Origin of the sequence: Mesorhizobium robiniae, from assembly GCF_040545535.1 — a bacterium.
In the GTDB taxonomy this organism is placed as follows: Bacteria; Pseudomonadota; Alphaproteobacteria; order Rhizobiales; family Rhizobiaceae; genus Mesorhizobium; species Mesorhizobium robiniae.
The window spans coordinates 499,897-515,171 of record NZ_JBEPMC010000003.1 but is presented as its reverse complement, the minus strand read 5'-3'; the positions used below and the strand labels follow the sequence as shown (position 1 = coordinate 515,171).

At 63.7% G+C, this 15,275-nt stretch carries 12 protein-coding genes; 2 read left to right on the top strand and 10 right to left on the bottom strand.

Annotated elements, in window-relative coordinates:
- Positions 1 to 3: 3 nt before the first annotated feature.
- Positions 4 to 432 (bottom strand): Lrp/AsnC family transcriptional regulator, encoded by a 429-nt coding sequence (locus tag ABID19_RS10625; protein ID WP_352936585.1) that lies wholly within the window; start codon positions 430 to 432, stop codon positions 4 to 6.
- A gap of 126 nt (positions 433 to 558) precedes the next feature.
- Here ABID19_RS10625 and ABID19_RS10620 point away from each other — a divergent pair, with 126 nt between their 5' ends.
- Complete coding sequence (locus ABID19_RS10620) at positions 559 to 1,662, top strand: saccharopine dehydrogenase family protein (protein WP_354490262.1); 1,104 nt, start codon at positions 559 to 561, stop codon at positions 1,660 to 1,662.
- A gap of 339 nt (positions 1,663 to 2,001) precedes the next feature.
- On the opposite strand, the gene lpdA is transcribed toward ABID19_RS10620, so the two are convergent.
- From lpdA to ABID19_RS10600, 4 genes are all read right to left on the bottom strand, one after another.
- On the bottom strand, positions 2,002 to 3,399 hold the full coding sequence (gene lpdA, locus ABID19_RS10615; RefSeq protein ID WP_354490261.1) for a dihydrolipoyl dehydrogenase: 1,398 nt from the start codon (positions 3,397 to 3,399) through the stop codon (positions 2,002 to 2,004).
- Positions 3,400 to 3,723: 324 nt separating this feature from the next.
- A complete protein-coding gene (locus ABID19_RS10610; RefSeq protein WP_354490259.1) occupies positions 3,724 to 5,052 on the bottom strand; it encodes a dihydrolipoamide acetyltransferase family protein in 1,329 nt (442 codons plus the stop codon).
- Between the two features lie 12 nt (positions 5,053 to 5,064).
- Positions 5,065 to 6,078, bottom strand: coding sequence for an alpha-ketoacid dehydrogenase subunit beta (locus tag ABID19_RS10605; protein WP_354490257.1), 1,014 nt, complete (start codon positions 6,076 to 6,078; stop codon positions 5,065 to 5,067).
- 2 nt (positions 6,079 to 6,080) lie between these two features.
- Entirely contained in the window at positions 6,081 to 7,313 is a 1,233-nt protein-coding gene (locus ABID19_RS10600; protein ID WP_354490256.1) for a 3-methyl-2-oxobutanoate dehydrogenase (2-methylpropanoyl-transferring) subunit alpha, read from the bottom strand.
- Positions 7,314 to 8,015: 702 nt separating this feature from the next.
- Here ABID19_RS10600 and holA point away from each other — a divergent pair.
- Entirely contained in the window at positions 8,016 to 9,062 is a 1,047-nt protein-coding gene (gene holA / locus ABID19_RS10595) for a DNA polymerase III subunit delta (RefSeq protein WP_354490254.1), read from the top strand.
- 318 nt (positions 9,063 to 9,380) lie between these two features.
- On the opposite strand, the gene ABID19_RS10590 is transcribed toward holA, so the two are convergent.
- The 5 genes from ABID19_RS10590 to mnmE all read right to left on the bottom strand — a co-directional run bounded on the left by ABID19_RS10590 (position 9,381) and on the right by mnmE (position 15,234).
- On the bottom strand, positions 9,381 to 10,265 hold the full coding sequence (locus ABID19_RS10590; RefSeq protein WP_352936571.1) for a ParB/RepB/Spo0J family partition protein: 885 nt from the start codon (positions 10,263 to 10,265) through the stop codon (positions 9,381 to 9,383).
- A gap of 50 nt (positions 10,266 to 10,315) precedes the next feature.
- Complete coding sequence (locus ABID19_RS10585; RefSeq protein ID WP_292406110.1) at positions 10,316 to 11,116, bottom strand: ParA family protein; 801 nt, start codon at positions 11,114 to 11,116, stop codon at positions 10,316 to 10,318.
- 36 nt (positions 11,117 to 11,152) lie between these two features.
- Positions 11,153 to 11,788: a 16S rRNA (guanine(527)-N(7))-methyltransferase RsmG gene (rsmG, locus tag ABID19_RS10580; protein WP_354490251.1), complete on the bottom strand. Its 636-nt coding sequence runs from the start codon at positions 11,786 to 11,788 to the stop codon at positions 11,153 to 11,155.
- Positions 11,785 to 13,659, bottom strand: coding sequence for a tRNA uridine-5-carboxymethylaminomethyl(34) synthesis enzyme MnmG (mnmG, locus tag ABID19_RS10575; protein WP_354490249.1), 1,875 nt, complete (start codon positions 13,657 to 13,659; stop codon positions 11,785 to 11,787). Before mnmG ends, rsmG begins: the two co-directional genes overlap by 4 nt.
- A 246-nt stretch (positions 13,660 to 13,905) precedes the next feature.
- Positions 13,906 to 15,234 carry a tRNA uridine-5-carboxymethylaminomethyl(34) synthesis GTPase MnmE gene (gene mnmE / locus ABID19_RS10570; RefSeq protein ID WP_354490247.1) on the bottom strand — a complete coding sequence of 443 codons (1,329 nt, stop codon included), beginning with the start codon at positions 15,232 to 15,234 and terminating at the stop codon, positions 13,906 to 13,908.
- Between the last annotated feature and the right edge of the window lie 41 nt (positions 15,235 to 15,275).

The window sequence follows — 15,275 nt, the reverse complement described above, 5'->3', positions numbered from 1 at the left end:
CACTCACCGATCGATCCGCGTCGACAGGATGATCGAGGAGGACGTCCGTTCGACCCCGTCCATCGCGCCGATCTGATCGAGGAGTGTGTCGAGATCCTTGATCGACGGCGCGTCGACGATGACGATCATGTCGAAATTGCCGCTTACAGAATGCAGCGTCCGCACCGGCGGTAGCGCCTGCAGGCTGCGCACCACCTTGTCGGCAAGCTTGGGCGTGACGGTAAGCAGGACATGCGCCCGCACCAGTCCCTGTTCGTAATCAGGCGAAAGCCTGACCCCATAGCCGGAGATGATGCCGCGCTGCTCCAGCCGCTCGATCCGGCTCTGCACCGTCGTCCGCGACACGCCGAGCCGCCGCGCCAGCTCGGCCGTCGAGGCGCGCGCGTTCACCCGCAGCAGGGAAAGCAGGGCCTGTTCGGCGTTGCTAAGCACTTTCGACGAACCTCATCGGCATTTTGATTAACAAGAGGCTTCGTTTCGCACAATTCCACGCTTCCTTTCGACAGGCAAGCTGCGAATCTGTTCTTCGCAATTAACGTTCGGGTGAGGGAATCGGTCATGAAGAAAATCATCGTTGTCGGCGCGGGGAAGATCGGCTCGACCATTGCCGAGATGCTGGCGTCCACCGGCGATTATCACGTCACCCTCGTCGACCGCTCGGCCGCACAGCTCGGCGCAGCCGAACTGCCTGATACGGTCGAGACGCTGGAACTCGATATCGAAGCATCAGGCACGCTCGAAGCAGCCCTGGCCGGCAAGTTCGCGGTGCTCAGCGCCGCGCCCTTCCACTTGACCACGCGCATCGCCGAAGCGGCAGCCAGCGCCGGCGTCCACTATCTCGACCTGACCGAGGACGTCGTCAGCACCAGGCGGGTCAAGGAACTGGCGCGCTCCGCCAACAGCGCCTTCATTCCGCAATGCGGGCTGGCGCCGGGCTTTATCTCGATCGTCGCCAATGATCTCGCCAGCCGCTTCGACACGCTGGAAAGCGTGCGCATGCGGGTCGGCGCGCTGCCGCAATACCCGTCGAATGCACTGAACTACAATCTGACCTGGAGCACCGACGGCGTCATCAACGAATATTGCGAGCCTTGCGAAGCGATCGTCGAAGGCGAGTTGATCGAGGTGCCGCCGCTGGAGGAGCGCGAGGAATTCTCGCTCGACGGCGTCACCTACGAGGCGTTCAACACCTCTGGAGGGCTCGGGACGCTGGCCGAAACGCTGAAGGGCAAGGTTCGCACGCTGAACTATCGCACCATCCGCTACCCCGGCCATGCCGCGATCATGAAGGCGCTGCTCAACGATCTCGGCCTGCGCCACCGCCGCGACGTGCTGAAGGACATTTTTGAAAGCGCCCTGCCGGCAACGCTGCAGGACGTGGTCATCGTCTTCGTCACCGTCAGCGGCCGCAAGAACGGCCGCCTGCTGCAGGAGACCTACGCCAACAAGATCTACGCCAAGCGTGTCGGCGACATGGTGCGCAGCGCCATCCAGATCACCACCGCGTCAGCCATTTGCGCGGTGCTCGACATGCTGGCCGACGGCACCTTGCCGGCGAAGGGTTTTATCAAGCAGGAGGAAATCGCGCTCGACGCCTTCCTCGCCAACCGCTTCGGCCACGCCTATGCGCAGCATGAGATGGTGAGCCGGCTGGCGGGGTGAGCTGCCGCCTCTTTGGAGAAGGATGGGAGCCGGAAGGAATAAGTTCGCGCCATTCCTCTCCCCCGTCGACCGGGGGAGAGGTGTCGAGCGAAGCTCGACGGAGTGGGGGAGCGACCTGCCCTCAGGCGTTGTTATTTCAGACCGGGGCGATGCCTCGCCCTAATGAGCCCCTGTGGTGAGTTGTCAGCGGCGGCGCATTTGAGGACCGCCTTCCCCCACTCCGTCGCTGCTTCGCAGCGCCACCTCTCCCCCCTCCGGAGGGAGAGGAAAGGCCCCTGGCGAGGTAGGTTCGCGCCGTTCCTCCCCCTTGCGTCCAAACAAGAGGGAGGGTGAAGCACTTCAAACATGCAGCGCGTGCCCAAGCGCTTTCAGCGCCGCTTCCTGAAAACCTTCGCCTTGCGTCGGATGGGCGTGGATAGTGCCGGCGATGTCCTCCAGCCTTGCGCCCATTTCGAGCGCTAGGCCGAAGGCCGTCGACAGTTCCGATACGCCCTGGCCGACCGCCTGGATGCCGAGCACCAGATGATTGTCCGCGCGGGCAACGACCCGGACAAAGCCCTCCTCACCAAGCTTGGTCATGGCGCGGCCGTTGGCAGCAAACGGAAATAGCCCGACCTTGATCTCGCCGCCGAGCGCCTTAGCCTCGTCCGGCGACAGGCCTGCGGTGACCAGTTCCGGATCTGTGAAGCAGACGGCGGGAATGCAGCGCTTGTCCCAGCTGCGCTTGTGACCAGCGGCGATCTCGGCGACCATTTCGCCTTGCGCCATCGCCCGGTGCGCCAACATCGGCTCGCCGGTGACGTCGCCAATGGCAAAGATACCGCGCATCGAGGTGCGGCACTGGTCGTCTATGCGAATGAATTTTCCCGCCATATCGAGGTCGATCTGGTCGAGCCCCCAGTCTTCGATCACCGGCTTGCGGCCGATGGTGACCAGGATCCTGTCGGCAGCGATCTTGGCATTCTTGCCGTCCTTGGTCTCGACCAGCAGCGCATCGCCCTTGGTCGACAGCCCCTTGGCCTTGGCGCCCACCAGCACCTCGATACCGAGCTCGGCAAGCCGCTTCACGATCGGCCGGGTCAGCTCGGCATCATACTGCGCCAGTACGCGCGGCAAAGCCTCGACCACGGTCACCCTGGCGCCCATCTTGGCGAAGGCGATGCCGAGCTCCAGCCCGATATAACCGCCGCCGACGACGGCAAGCCTTTCCGGCACTTCGCTCAGAGCCAAGGCTTCGGTGGACGAGATCACCGGCCCACCGAACGGCAGCGACGGCAGCTCGACCGGCGCTGAGCCGGTCGCGATCACCACCGTCTCGGCGCGAACCACCTGCATCCCGGTCTCGGTCTGGACTTCGATGGTCTTGCCGTCGCGGAATTTCGCCCAGCCATGCACGGTCTTGACTCCGGCCTTCTTGAGCAGGCCGGCAACACCGTTATTAAGCCGGCTAATAATTCCGTCTTTCCAGGCGATGGTGGCTTCGAGATCGATGGATGGTGTTGCGATTGAAATGCCGAGCGGGCTCTTGCCGCCGGCCATATGGGAGATTTTCTCGAACTCCTCCGCCGCGTGGATCAGCGCCTTGGACGGGATGCAGCCGACATTGAGACAAGTGCCGCCAGGTTTGCCGAACTCGACGATCACCGTGTCGATGCCGAGCTGGCCGGCGCGGATGGCGCAGACATAGCCGCCGGGCCCGGCGCCAATGACGAGCAGCTTGCAGGAGATTTCTTTCATGTTGGCACCTTGATTGTCGCCGCGCCAGGTTTGGCAAATCTGTAGCTTCGGACATTGGCCGAAACGTCCCTCCCTTCGTCATCCCACGGCGAAGCAGGAGCGAAGCGACGTCGCGAAGACCCTGGGATCCATGCCGTGACATCAAAACGTCGCGGCGGTGCGGAATTCTGCTCCGCGGCGCCATTCAGCATTGGTCGCGGCATGGATCCTCGGGTCAAGCCCGAGGATGACGAAGTCATGGTGACCTGCCACCAATCGCAACCGTTGGGGCTCGACGGCTGCCAACCAGTCCGCAGTGCCAGTCCACTGTCTCTGTTCATGGCACTAGTCCACGAAAATCAGCGCCGGCGTCTCCAGCAGCGTCTTGATCCGTTGAATAAACACCGCGGCATCCCAGCCGTCGATCACCCGGTGGTCGAAGCTGGAGGACAGGTTTATCATCTTGCGCGGGATGAACTGGGTGCCGTCCCATACCGGCCGCACCATCATCTTGTTGACGCCGAGGATAGCCACTTCCGGGTGATTGATCACAGGCGTTGTCGCGACGCCGCCCATGGCGCCGAGCGAGGTGATGGTGATGGTCGATCCCGAGAGTTCGTCGCGCGTCGCCGTGCCCGATTTGGCCGCCTCGGCGAGCCTGACGACCTCGGCGCCACAGTCCCAGATGTCGCGCGCCTCGGCGTGCTTGACCACCGGCACCACCAGCCCCGAAGGTGTCTGGGCGGCGATGCCGATATGGACGCCGCCATGCTGGTGGATGATGCCCGCTTCATCGTCGAACAGCGCGTTGAGGTTGGGCTGGTCGGCAATCGCCTTGACCATCGCCCGCATCAGGAACGGCAGCAGCGTCAGCTTCGGCCGTTCCGCGCCGCTGCGCTTCTCCTTGTTGAGCGCGGCACGCAAATCCTCGAGCGCGGTGACGTCGATCTCCTCGACATAGGTGATGTGGGGGATGCGCGACTTTGCCAGCGTCATCTTCTCGGCGATCTTGCGCCTGAGCCCGACGATTTTGATGTCCTCGATCGTCTCGTTGCGGGCGAGGCCGGAGACCTTCGCCACCTGCGGTCCGCGCGCCAGGAACGCATCGATGTCCTCGTGCTGTATGCGGCCGGCCGGGCCGCTCCCCGCAATTTGCCGGAGATCGATGCCGGCCTCTTTCGCTCTCAGGCGAATGGCGGGCGAGGCCAGCGGCTTTTCACCTTCGAAGCGTGGCGCGCCGGAGACGGGGGACTGTGATCTGCTTTTCGGTACGACCGGAAACGGCTCTGGTTTCCCTTGTGCCTCGGCCACCTGGGGCGATGGCCTCGGCACCGCTGCAGCGGCCTCGGGCTTGGAGGCGGCTGCCTCTGCCGGCGCTTCGGCTTTGGCGATCTTTTCCGGCTTGCCGGTCTCCGGCTTTACATTACCGTCACCGGCCACTTTCAGGCGGACGATGGGCGAGCCGATCGCCACCGTGTCGCCGATCTCGGCGCCGAGCCAGAGGATCTCGCCATCTACGGGCGACGGAATCTCGACCGTCGCCTTGTCGGTCATGACAGCGGCCAGCACCGCGTCCTCGCGCACGAGATCGCCGACCTTGACCTGCCATTCGACGAGCTCGGCCTCGGCGACGCCTTCGCCGACATCGGGCAGCTTGATCACATATTCGCCCATCGTCAGCCCCTCTCAAGCTTCCATCGTTTCAAGCAAGGCCCGGCCGAGCCGGGCGGGACCGGGAAAATAGTCCCACTCCTGCGCGTGCGGATAGGGCGTATCCCAGCCGGCGACCCGCGCCACCGGCGCTTCCAGAAGGTAGAAGCAGTTCTCCTGCACCAGCGCCGACAGCTCAGCGCCGAACCCCGATGTCAGCGTCGCCTCGTGCACGATCACGCAGCGGCCGGTCTTGTTGACCGAGGCAACGATCGTCTCGAGATCGAGCGGCAGCAATGTCCGGAGATCGATGATCTCGGCATCGATGCCGGTTTCCTCGGCCGCCGCCTGCGCGACATAGACCATCGTGCCATAGGCGAGCACGGTGACAGCGGCCCCCGGCCGCCGGATGACCGCCTTGCCGAGCGGGACCGTGTAGTGGCCGTCGGCGACCTCGCCGAGCTCATGTTTCGACCACGGCGTCACCGGGCGGTCGTGATGACCGTCGAATGGCCCGTTGTAGAGCCGCTTCGGTTCCAGGAAGATCACCGGATCGGGGTCCTCGATCGCCGCGATCAAAAGACCTTTGGCGTCATGCGGGTTGGACGGCACGACGACTTTCAGGCCGGAGACATGGGTGAACAGCGCCTCCGGGCTCTGACTGTGGGTCTGGCCGCCGAAAATACCGCCGCCGGTCGGCATCCTGACCACGATCGGGCAGGTGAAATCGCCGTTCGAGCGATAGCGCAGCCGCGCTGCCTCGGAGACGATCTGGTCGTAAGCCGGATAGACGTAGTCGGCAAACTGCACCTCGACGCAAGGTTTTAGGCCGTAGGCGGCCATGCCGATGGCCGAGCCGACGATGCCGGCTTCGCTGATCGGCGCATCGAAGCAGCGGCTCTTGCCGTACTTCGCCTGCAGCCCTTGCGTGCAGCGGAAGACGCCGCCGAAAAAGCCGACATCCTCGCCATACACGATGACGCGTTCGTCGCGCGCCATCGACACGTCCATGGCATCGCGGATCGCCTCGATCATTGTCCGTCTTGGCATGATCAGACCCCTGCCTGCTGGCGCTGGCGCCTGAGATGCGGCGGCATCTCGGCATAGACGCCTTCGAACATGTCGCGCGCCGATGGCTTGCCGCCGGCATGCAGCGTGCCGTGGCGCTCGGCCTCCCTTTGCGCCGCGATCACCGTTTCGAGGATCTCCGCTTCGGCCTGTGTGTGGCGTTCGTCCGACCAGACGCCGCGCTGGATGAGATGCTTCTTCAGCCTGACAATCGGATCGCCGAGCGGCCACGCGTCGGACTCGGCCTTGGGCCGGTAGGCAGACGGATCGTCGGAACTCGAATGCGCGCCGACGCGGTAGGTGACATATTCGACCAGCGTCGGCCCGAGATTTTTCCGCGCCCGCTCGGCGGCCCATTTGGCCACCGCATGGACGGCGAGATAATCGTTGCCGTCGACCCGCAGCGACGGAATGCCGAAGCCGAGACCGCGGGCGGCGAAAGTGCCGGAGCCGCCGCGGGCGATGCCCTGGAAGGTCGAGATCGCCCACTGGTTGTTGACGACGTTGAGCACGACCGGCGCCTTGTAGGTCGAGGCGAAGACCAGCGCCGAATGGAAGTCGGACTCGGCCGTCGAACCGTCGCCGATCCAGGCGGCGGCGATCTTCGAATCATTGCTGATCGCCGAAGCCATCGCCCAGCCGACCGCCTGGATGTATTGCGTCGCCAGATTGCCGGAGATCGAGAAGAAGCCATGCTCCTTCGACGAATACATGATCGGCAACTGCCGCCCCTTCAGCGGATCGGCCTCGTTCGAATAGATCTGGTTCATCATCGTGACCATCGGATAGCCGTCGGCGATGAGCAGCCCTGCTTGCCGATACGTCGGAAAGTTCATGTCGCCCGGCGCCAGCGCCTTGCGGAAGGCGCAGCTCACCGCCTCTTCGCCGAGATGCTGCATGTAAAAGGAGGTCTTGCCCTGGCGCTGCGCCATCTGCATGCGGGCGTCAAAGCTGCGCAGCGTCATCATGTGGCGCAGCCCTTCCAGCAATTCGTCGTCGGAAAGCAGCCCGGCCCATGGCCCGACGGCTTCGCCGGCGCGGTTGAGCACCCGGATGATCGAAAACGCCAGATCGCGGATGGTGCGCGGATCGACATCGATCTCGGGACGCGGCACCGAGCCGGCCTTGGGGATGGTCACGTCAGAGAAGTCAGGCGTCCCGCCCGGCCGCACTTCCGGTTCCGGCACATGGAAACGCAACATTCCTGCATCGGCCATGACCAAGATCCTCCAATGTTGCCCGGCCAAGATATTTGCACACCGCCGGACCAGTGCCAATTCGTTGAGGCTTCGGGCCAGCGACGCGCCAGCGCCAGCACTCGTCAAGATGAAGATATATCGGCGAAATTTCTTGTCGATCTTCCGCGCCAGCGCGCAATTTGGCAAATGATTGCGCCGGGTTCCCGCCAGATAAGCAATTCGCGGATCAGAACGTTGCGATTCAGATCAGGGCGCCGAGCGGGGCACGCGAGCGAGCACTGGATCGCCGCACTCCTCGGCTGATGTTACGGCATGGATCCTAGGGTCTCCGCTACGTCGCTTCGCTCCTGCTCCGCCCTAGGATGACGAAGGGAGGGGAGGCTTCGGCTAGTCTCGCAGGCTTGCGATTTGTCGATAGCCGCCACCCCGCAAGCCATCCGGTGCTATCTGTTACATGGCAACGCAACTGCCAAATCTACGGCATCCACAATTGGCCCTAAGCCACTACGCCTTCGTCATCCTAGGGCAGAGCAGGAGCGAAGCGACGTAGCGGAGACCCTAGGATCCATGCCGTTACCTTCGAGCGCTGCCGCGTTGCAGGCGAGACCTAACTTGGCCCACGACCAAACCCGCTGGCTGCCCTGCGCCTAAGTCAAGCCGCACTAGCAGTTTGCCCCAATCTCGTTTCACCCCGCGCCCGCATCATGCTAACCATCCCCCATGGCACAGAAGAAAGGTTACGAGGTCGATTCGTGGTTGGCGCGGCCGGATCCGCGCATCTCGATCGTCCTGCTTTACGGGCCCGACCGCGGGCTCGTCGCCGAGCGGGCGAAGGCCTTTGCCGGCAAAACCGGTCTGCCCCTCGACGATCCGTTCTCGGTGGTCAGGTTGGACGGTTCGGAAGTCGATCGCGACGAGGGCCGCCTGCTCGACGAGGCGCGAACCGTGCCGATGTTTTCAGACAGGCGCCTGCTCTGGGTGCGCAATGCCTCCGGCCAGAAGGCGCTTGCCGACGACGTCAAGGCGCTGGCATCAGAACCCGCGCAGGATGCGATCATACTCATTGAAGCCGGCGACTTGAAGAAAGGCGTCGGCCTGCGCGCCATCGTCGAGGCGGCCGACATTGCCATGGCGCTGCCGTGCTACGCCGACGAGGCCCGCGACATCGACACGGTCATCGATGATGAATTGCGCAAGGCCGGCATGTCGATGACGCTGGAGGCCAGGCAGGCGCTGCGCCGCAACCTCGGTGGCGACCGGCTGGCCTCGCGCGGCGAAGTCGAGAAGCTGGTGCTTTACGCCCATGGCCAGACCGAGATCGGCCTCGACGACGTCAAGGCCACATCGGGCGACGTTTCCGGTCTCTCCTTCGACGATGCCGTCGATGCCTTGCTAGAAGGCAAGGTCGGCGACTTCGACATGGCCTTTACCCGCCACTGCCAGTCCGGTGGCCAGGCCTTTCTGGTGCTTTCTTCGGCGATGCGGCAGCTGCAGGCGATCCAGGCGATGCGCGGGCAGATGGACACCGGCGGCCGCAACGCCGCTTCGGTCGTCGCCGCGGCGCGCCCGCCGGTGTTTTTCACGCGGCGCAAACTGGTGGAGAGAGCGCTCGAACGCTGGAACAGCGAGGCGTTGGGCCGCGCGCTCAACCGCCTGCAGACCGCCGTGCTGCAAACCCGCCGGCGGCCGGATCTCTCGGTCGCGCTGGCGCGACAGGCGCTACTTGGCATTGCCGTGGAAAGTGCAAGGCTGGCGCAACGCGGATGATCTCCCCCCTCGAGGGGGAGATGTCGCCGAAGGCGACAGAGGGGGTCGCCGCGCGTGGAACGCAGACATCTTCTTCGCCTCCGCAAGGTGCCGGCGCTTAATGTGAGACGACCCCTTCTGGCCTGCCGGCCATCTCCCCCTCGAGGGGGGAGATCAGCAGCCTCAGCGATTTCGCCACTCACCAGCGCGCTGAAAAAGGAAGGGCCGGCATTCGCCAGCCCTTCGTTGTATTCCCAGGGCGAAGATGTCCGCCTCGGCCGTGCTTAATCCTAAGCCAGAAGATTATTTGCCGGCTAAGAACATGCGTGCCGCAAGCACCTACCGCTCCTGCTTCAGCCTTCGGCACAATTCATCGAGCTGATCCAATGTCCGGTAGGCAACGCGCAGCACGCCGCCGCGCTCCTTGTGCTCGACCGTGACGATCATGCCGATCGTGTCGGTCATCAGTTTTTCCAGCGCCAGCGTGTCGGCATCCTTTTGCGCCGGCTCCGCAGCCTGCCGCTTTACGGTTGGAGCGCCCGCTGGCATCTGCGCCAGCGCTTCGGCCTGGCGCACCGAAAGCCCCTCCTCGACGATCCGCTTGGCCAAGCCCGCCGGATCCTCTGCCGTCACCAATGTGCGGGCATGACCGGCCGACAGCGCGCCATCCACCAGCATGTCGCGAATCACGTCCGGCAGCTTCAGCAGCCTCAGCGTGTTGGCGACATGGCTGCGGCTCTTGCCGATCACCTGGCCGAGATCGGCCTGGGTGTAGCCGTGGTCGTCGATCAGCTGCTGGTAACCGAGCGCCTCTTCGACCGGATTGAGGTCGGTGCGCTGGACGTTTTCGATGATCGCCAGCTCAAGTGCGGTGCGATCGTTGACGTCGCGCACGATGATCGGGATCTCGCTCAGCCCGGCGCGCTGCGCAGCGCGCCAGCGCCGTTCGCCGGCGATGATCTCATAGCGGCCAGCTTGCGTCGGCGAGGGCCGCGCCACCACCGGCTGCACCACGCCATGCTCGCGGATCGACTGGGCAAGATCGGTCAGATCGGCGTCACCGAAATGCCGGCGCGGATTTTTAGGGTTCGGGCTCAGGAACTCGATCGGCACCTTGCCGTCGGCGTTCATGCCCTGCTTTTCCACTGCTGCCGGACGGTCGATTTCGCCGATCAGCGCGGCCAGTCCCCGCCCCAGTCTTTTTCTTGAAAGGTCTTCGCTCATCGTCTGTCCAGATCGTTTCGGTGTCGAATCAGCTTCTGCAAGTCGTTACCCTAGGCGGCGCGCAATTTGCGCTCGCGGCGGATCACCTCGGAGGCAAGCTGCAGATAGGCCTGGCTGCCGGAGCATTTGAGGTCGTAGAGGATCGCCGGCTTGCCATAGGATGGCGCTTCGGAGACACGCACATTGCGCGGGATGACGGTTTCATAGACCTTGTCGCCCATATGCGCCCGTACATCCTGCACCACCTGGTTGGCGAGGTTGTTGCGACCGTCGTACATGGTCAGCACGATGCCCTGGATGATCAGATCGGGATTGATCGAGCGGCGCACCTGCTCGACCGTCTCCAGCAACTGGCTCAAGCCTTCAAGCGCGAAGAATTCACACTGCAGCGGAACAAGAACAGAATCGGCCGCCGCCATTGAATTCAAAGTCAAAAGATTGAGCGACGGCGGGCAGTCTATCAGCACATAGCCGAAGGGCGCACCGCGCTCGCTCGCGGCACGTAGCGCATTGCGCAGCTTGAGCACCCGGTCGGGTGCGGAAGCGATCTCCATTTCGATGCCGAGCAAATCGAGCGTCGAGGGCACGATCGACAAGCCCGGCACAGCAGTCGGGATCGCCGCCGCCTCCAGTTCCAGCTCGCCGGTCAGCACGTCATAGGACGAGACGGTACGGTCCTTGCGGTCGATGCCAAGGCCCGTCGAGGCATTGCCTTGCGGATCGAGGTCGACGATCAGCACCTTTTCGCCGATCGCCGCCAGCGCCGTGGCCAGATTGATGGCCGTCGTCGTCTTGCCGACGCCGCCCTTCTGGTTGGCTACGGTGATGATTCGGGGGCCGTTCTTCATCATGGGTCTATGCCAGAAATTCATTCCGAGGTCGCCGATCTAAGTCAGTTGGCGCAAATCAGACAGTTCGAGGATGACGCCATGAGCGTCGGTCGCGCTGGCATGTTCTACCAGATCGAATGACCATCGTTGAGCGCTTTCTGCCACTTCGGCGCGGTAATCCCGGCCTTTGTGGAACAGGCCGCACGCGCCCGCCGTCAGCCACGGCGCCGACAGGTCGAGTAGGGTCGAAAGCGGTGCGAGCGCCCTGGCGGTGACGATTTGAGGTGTCGAAACAAGCGGATAGGCATCGTCGATCCGCCGCGCGACGACTCTTGCGGGGAGGTTGAATTGCCCGACAACCGCTTGCAGGAACGACGCTTTTTTCCGATTGCTTTCAACCAGATCGATGCTGGCGCCGTCACGCTCGGCAAGCAGAAAGGCAAGAACAAGGCCAGGAAAACCGCCGCCTGAGCCGAGATCGACCCAGCGCTTCGCCTCCGGTCTGATTCGCGCAAGCTGCGCGCTGTCAAGGATGTGGCGGCGCCAGACATCGTCCTGCGTCGATTGCGCGGCGAGGTTTATCCGGCGGTTCCATTTCTGGAAGACCGTCTCGAACGCGACCAGGCGTTCGAATGTTTCACGTGAAACCGGGCCGGCAGCCTCCTGCAGGCTCACCCATGAGGCAGCGCTCACGCAACATTCCTTCGCGCAGCAGCTTCGGCGTTGCGGACATGTGCGACGATGATCGCCAGCGCCGCCGGCGTCATGCCTTCCATGCGCTGTGCGTCGGCAATAGAACGCGGCTGGCGCGCCAGCATCTTCTGCTTTAGCTCGTTGGACAGGCCCGGAACCGTCGCAAAATCGAGCGAAGCGGGGATCAGTCGGCTTTCCTCATGCCTGATCTGCGTGACATCCACCTGCTGGCGATCAAGATAGACCGAATATTTCGCCTCCGTTTCTAGGCGTTCGGCCGTTTTGGTGTCGATTGAGCCAAACTCCGGGGCTATCCGGGTCAACCAAGCCACATCCACACCGGGATAAGCCAGCAACTCATAGGCGGAGCGGCGGACGCCGTCCCTGTTAATCTCGAGCCCATGGCGCGCCGCTTCGTTGGGGGTCATGGTCGTGCCCAGCGCAAGGTTTCTCGCCTTTTCAAGCTCCTGCACTACGTCGCTAAACCGTTGCATTCGCTCTGGCGAAGCGATGCCGAGCTTCATGGCCAGCGGCGTCAGCCGCTCATCGGCATTGTCGGCCCGCAGCGACAGCCGGAACTCGGCCCGCGAGGTGAACATCCGATAGGGTTCGGCGATGCCGCGGCTGGTCAAATCGTCGACCATCACCCCGATATAGGCCTCGGTGCGGCTGAGCACGATCTGGTCGCTCGCCGACGCCTGCCGCGCAGCGTTGAGGCCGGCCAGCAGCCCTTGCGCGCCGGCCTCCTCGTAGCCTGTGGTGCCGTTGATCTGTCCGGCCAGGAAAAGGCCAGCGATTCGCTTGGTTTCCAGCGTCGGCTTGAGCTCGCGCGGATCTACGTGGTCATATTCGATGGCATAGCCAGGCTGCAGCATGGTTGCGCGTTCGAGGCCCGGGATGGTCTTCAGGATATCGAGCTGCACATCCTCCGGCAGCGAGGTCGAAATGCCGTTCGGATAAACGGTATCGTCGTCCAGCCCTTCCGGCTCCAAAAAGATCTGGTGGCCTTCGCGGTCGCCAAATTTGACGATCTTGTCCTCGATGGACGGGCAGTAACGCGGCCCCACCCCTTCGATCGAGCCGGAATACATCGCGGAGCGGCTCAGATTGGCGCGGATCAGCTCATGTGTGGCCGGAGTCGTACGCGTGATGCCGCAATGGATCTGCGGGTTGGCGATGCGGTCGGTCATCAATGAGAACGGCACCGGCTCGTCATCCGCAGCCTGGCTCTCAAGCGACGCCCAATCGATCGTCCGCCCATCCAGCCGCGGCGGCGTGCCGGTCTTGAGCCGTCCCAGCTTGAAGCCGGCGCGGCTCATCGTCGCCGACAGGCCGAGGCTGGCCTGCTCGTTCATGCGGCCGGCGACGATCTTCTTCTCGCCGATATGGATCAGCCCGCGCAGGAAAGTGCCGGTGGTCAGCACCACGGCGCCGCAGGCAAGCCGGCGGCCATCCGCCAGCAGCACGGCTGCTATGCGCCCATTGTCGATTTCGAAATCCAGAACCTCGCCCTCGACCACATCGAGACCGGCCTGCTCGCGAATCGCCGCTTGCATGGCAAGCCGGTAAAGCTTTCTGTCGGCCTGCGTCCGCGGCCCGCGCACTGCCGGTCCCTTGCGGCGGTTGAGCAGACGGAACTGGATGCCGGCCGCATCGGCGACGCGCCCCATCAACCCGTCCATGGCGTCGATCTCGCGAACCAAATGGCCCTTGCCTAGCCCGCCGATCGCCGGATTGCAGGACATGACGCCGATCGTGTCGAAGCGCAGTGTCACCAGCGCCGTTTTGGCACCGGCGCGCGCGGCAGCGCTGGCCGCCTCGCAACCAGCATGGCCGCCACCTACCACAACCACATCATAGTGATCGCTCATTTACAGAATCCCGAATTCAAGTGGACCGACACATGTCGCCGAGAGCCGGCGCTGTCAAGGACGCTCGACGAATCGTTTCACGTGAAACAGCGCAACTGATGCGTTGGCACAGTGATTGACGAGCGACTCACAGATTCGAGATTGGCGGTCTCCTCCTGCTCGTCAACGTTTCACGTGAATCACCACGGCGCCTGCCTCCCTAGCGTTTCACACCACCCGGCGCTGGCCAGCGATGTTTCACGTGAGTCATTTCCCGATACAGAACTGCGAGAAGATGACGTCGAGCATGTCCTCCACATCAACCGCGCCGACAATCCGGCCAAGCCGATCTGCTGCGAGCCGCAACTCTTCCGCCCGCAGCTCCTGCCCGCGCCCATCCTCAGTCAAGGCTGCCAGCAGGAAGCGTTTCGTCTCGTTGAGGAGCTCGACGTGCCGCAGCCGCGACGGGAGGACATCGCCGGCCTTGCCGATCTGCGCCGCTGCGCGACGGCCGATTTCCGCCAGCAATTCCGCCAGCCCGGTGCCGTTCCTGGTCGAGATGACCGCGTCGTAGCGTGTCGCGGGCGCGAGCGATTCCTCCTGCATCAAATCGACCTTCGTCCCGATCCTCAATGTCGGGATATCGTCCGGTATGGCGCCGATCGGGGTCGGGTCGACCATATCCTCTAGCAGAAGGAGCAAATCGGCGGTTCCGGCCTTGCTCCTTGCCCTTTCGATGCCGATGGCCTCGATCCTGCCGGGCGTCTCGCGCAGGCCGGCGGTATCGGTCACTCTTACCCGCATCCCATCCAGGTCCAGCACCACTTCGAGTAGATCGCGGGTCGTGCCCGGCTCCTCCGTGACGATCGCTGCCTCGCGCCGGGCCAGCGCGTTGAACAGGCTCGACTTGCCGGCATTCGGTGCGCCGAGGATGACGACCTCGAACCCGTCGCGGATGATTTCGGCGGCCCGGAACCCTTGAATATGGCGCTCGATCTCGTCGATCATCGCCCGGAGGTCCGACCACACCGTCTCTGCAACGGAACCCGGCACATCGTCTTCATCGGCAAAATCGATCTCTGCCTCGATCATCGCCCGCGCATGGATGAGCCGCCGGCGCCAGCCCTGGTAGAGCTCGCTTTGCGCGCCTTCGGCATTCTGCACGGCGAAGCGCCGCTGCGCCTCCGTCTCGGCATTGACGAGATCGGCCAGCGCCTCGGTCTCTACCAGGTCGACCTTGCCGTTAAGAAAGGCGCGGCGGGTGAATTCACCCGCCTCGGCATGCCTGACGCCGTCGAAGCCGGTGATCGTCTCAAGCATCTTCGCCACCACGGCCCGCCCGCCATGGACATGGAACTCCGCGATGTCCTCACCGGTGAAGCTGTTCGGCCCGGCAAAGAAAATAACCAGGCCGTGGTCGAGCACCGATCCATCCGACGCCCTGAACTTGCGATAGGCCGCAACACGGTTCTTAATCATCGAACCCGCGATCGTTTCGACGACGAATCGACTTTGCGGGCCGGAGATCCGGATCACGGCAACGCCGGCGGGCAGGCGGCCGCTCGACAGGGCAACGATGGAACCACCTGAAATCATTTGCCGACCCAGCCCAACCGCCCTAGCTTCGCTTACTCATT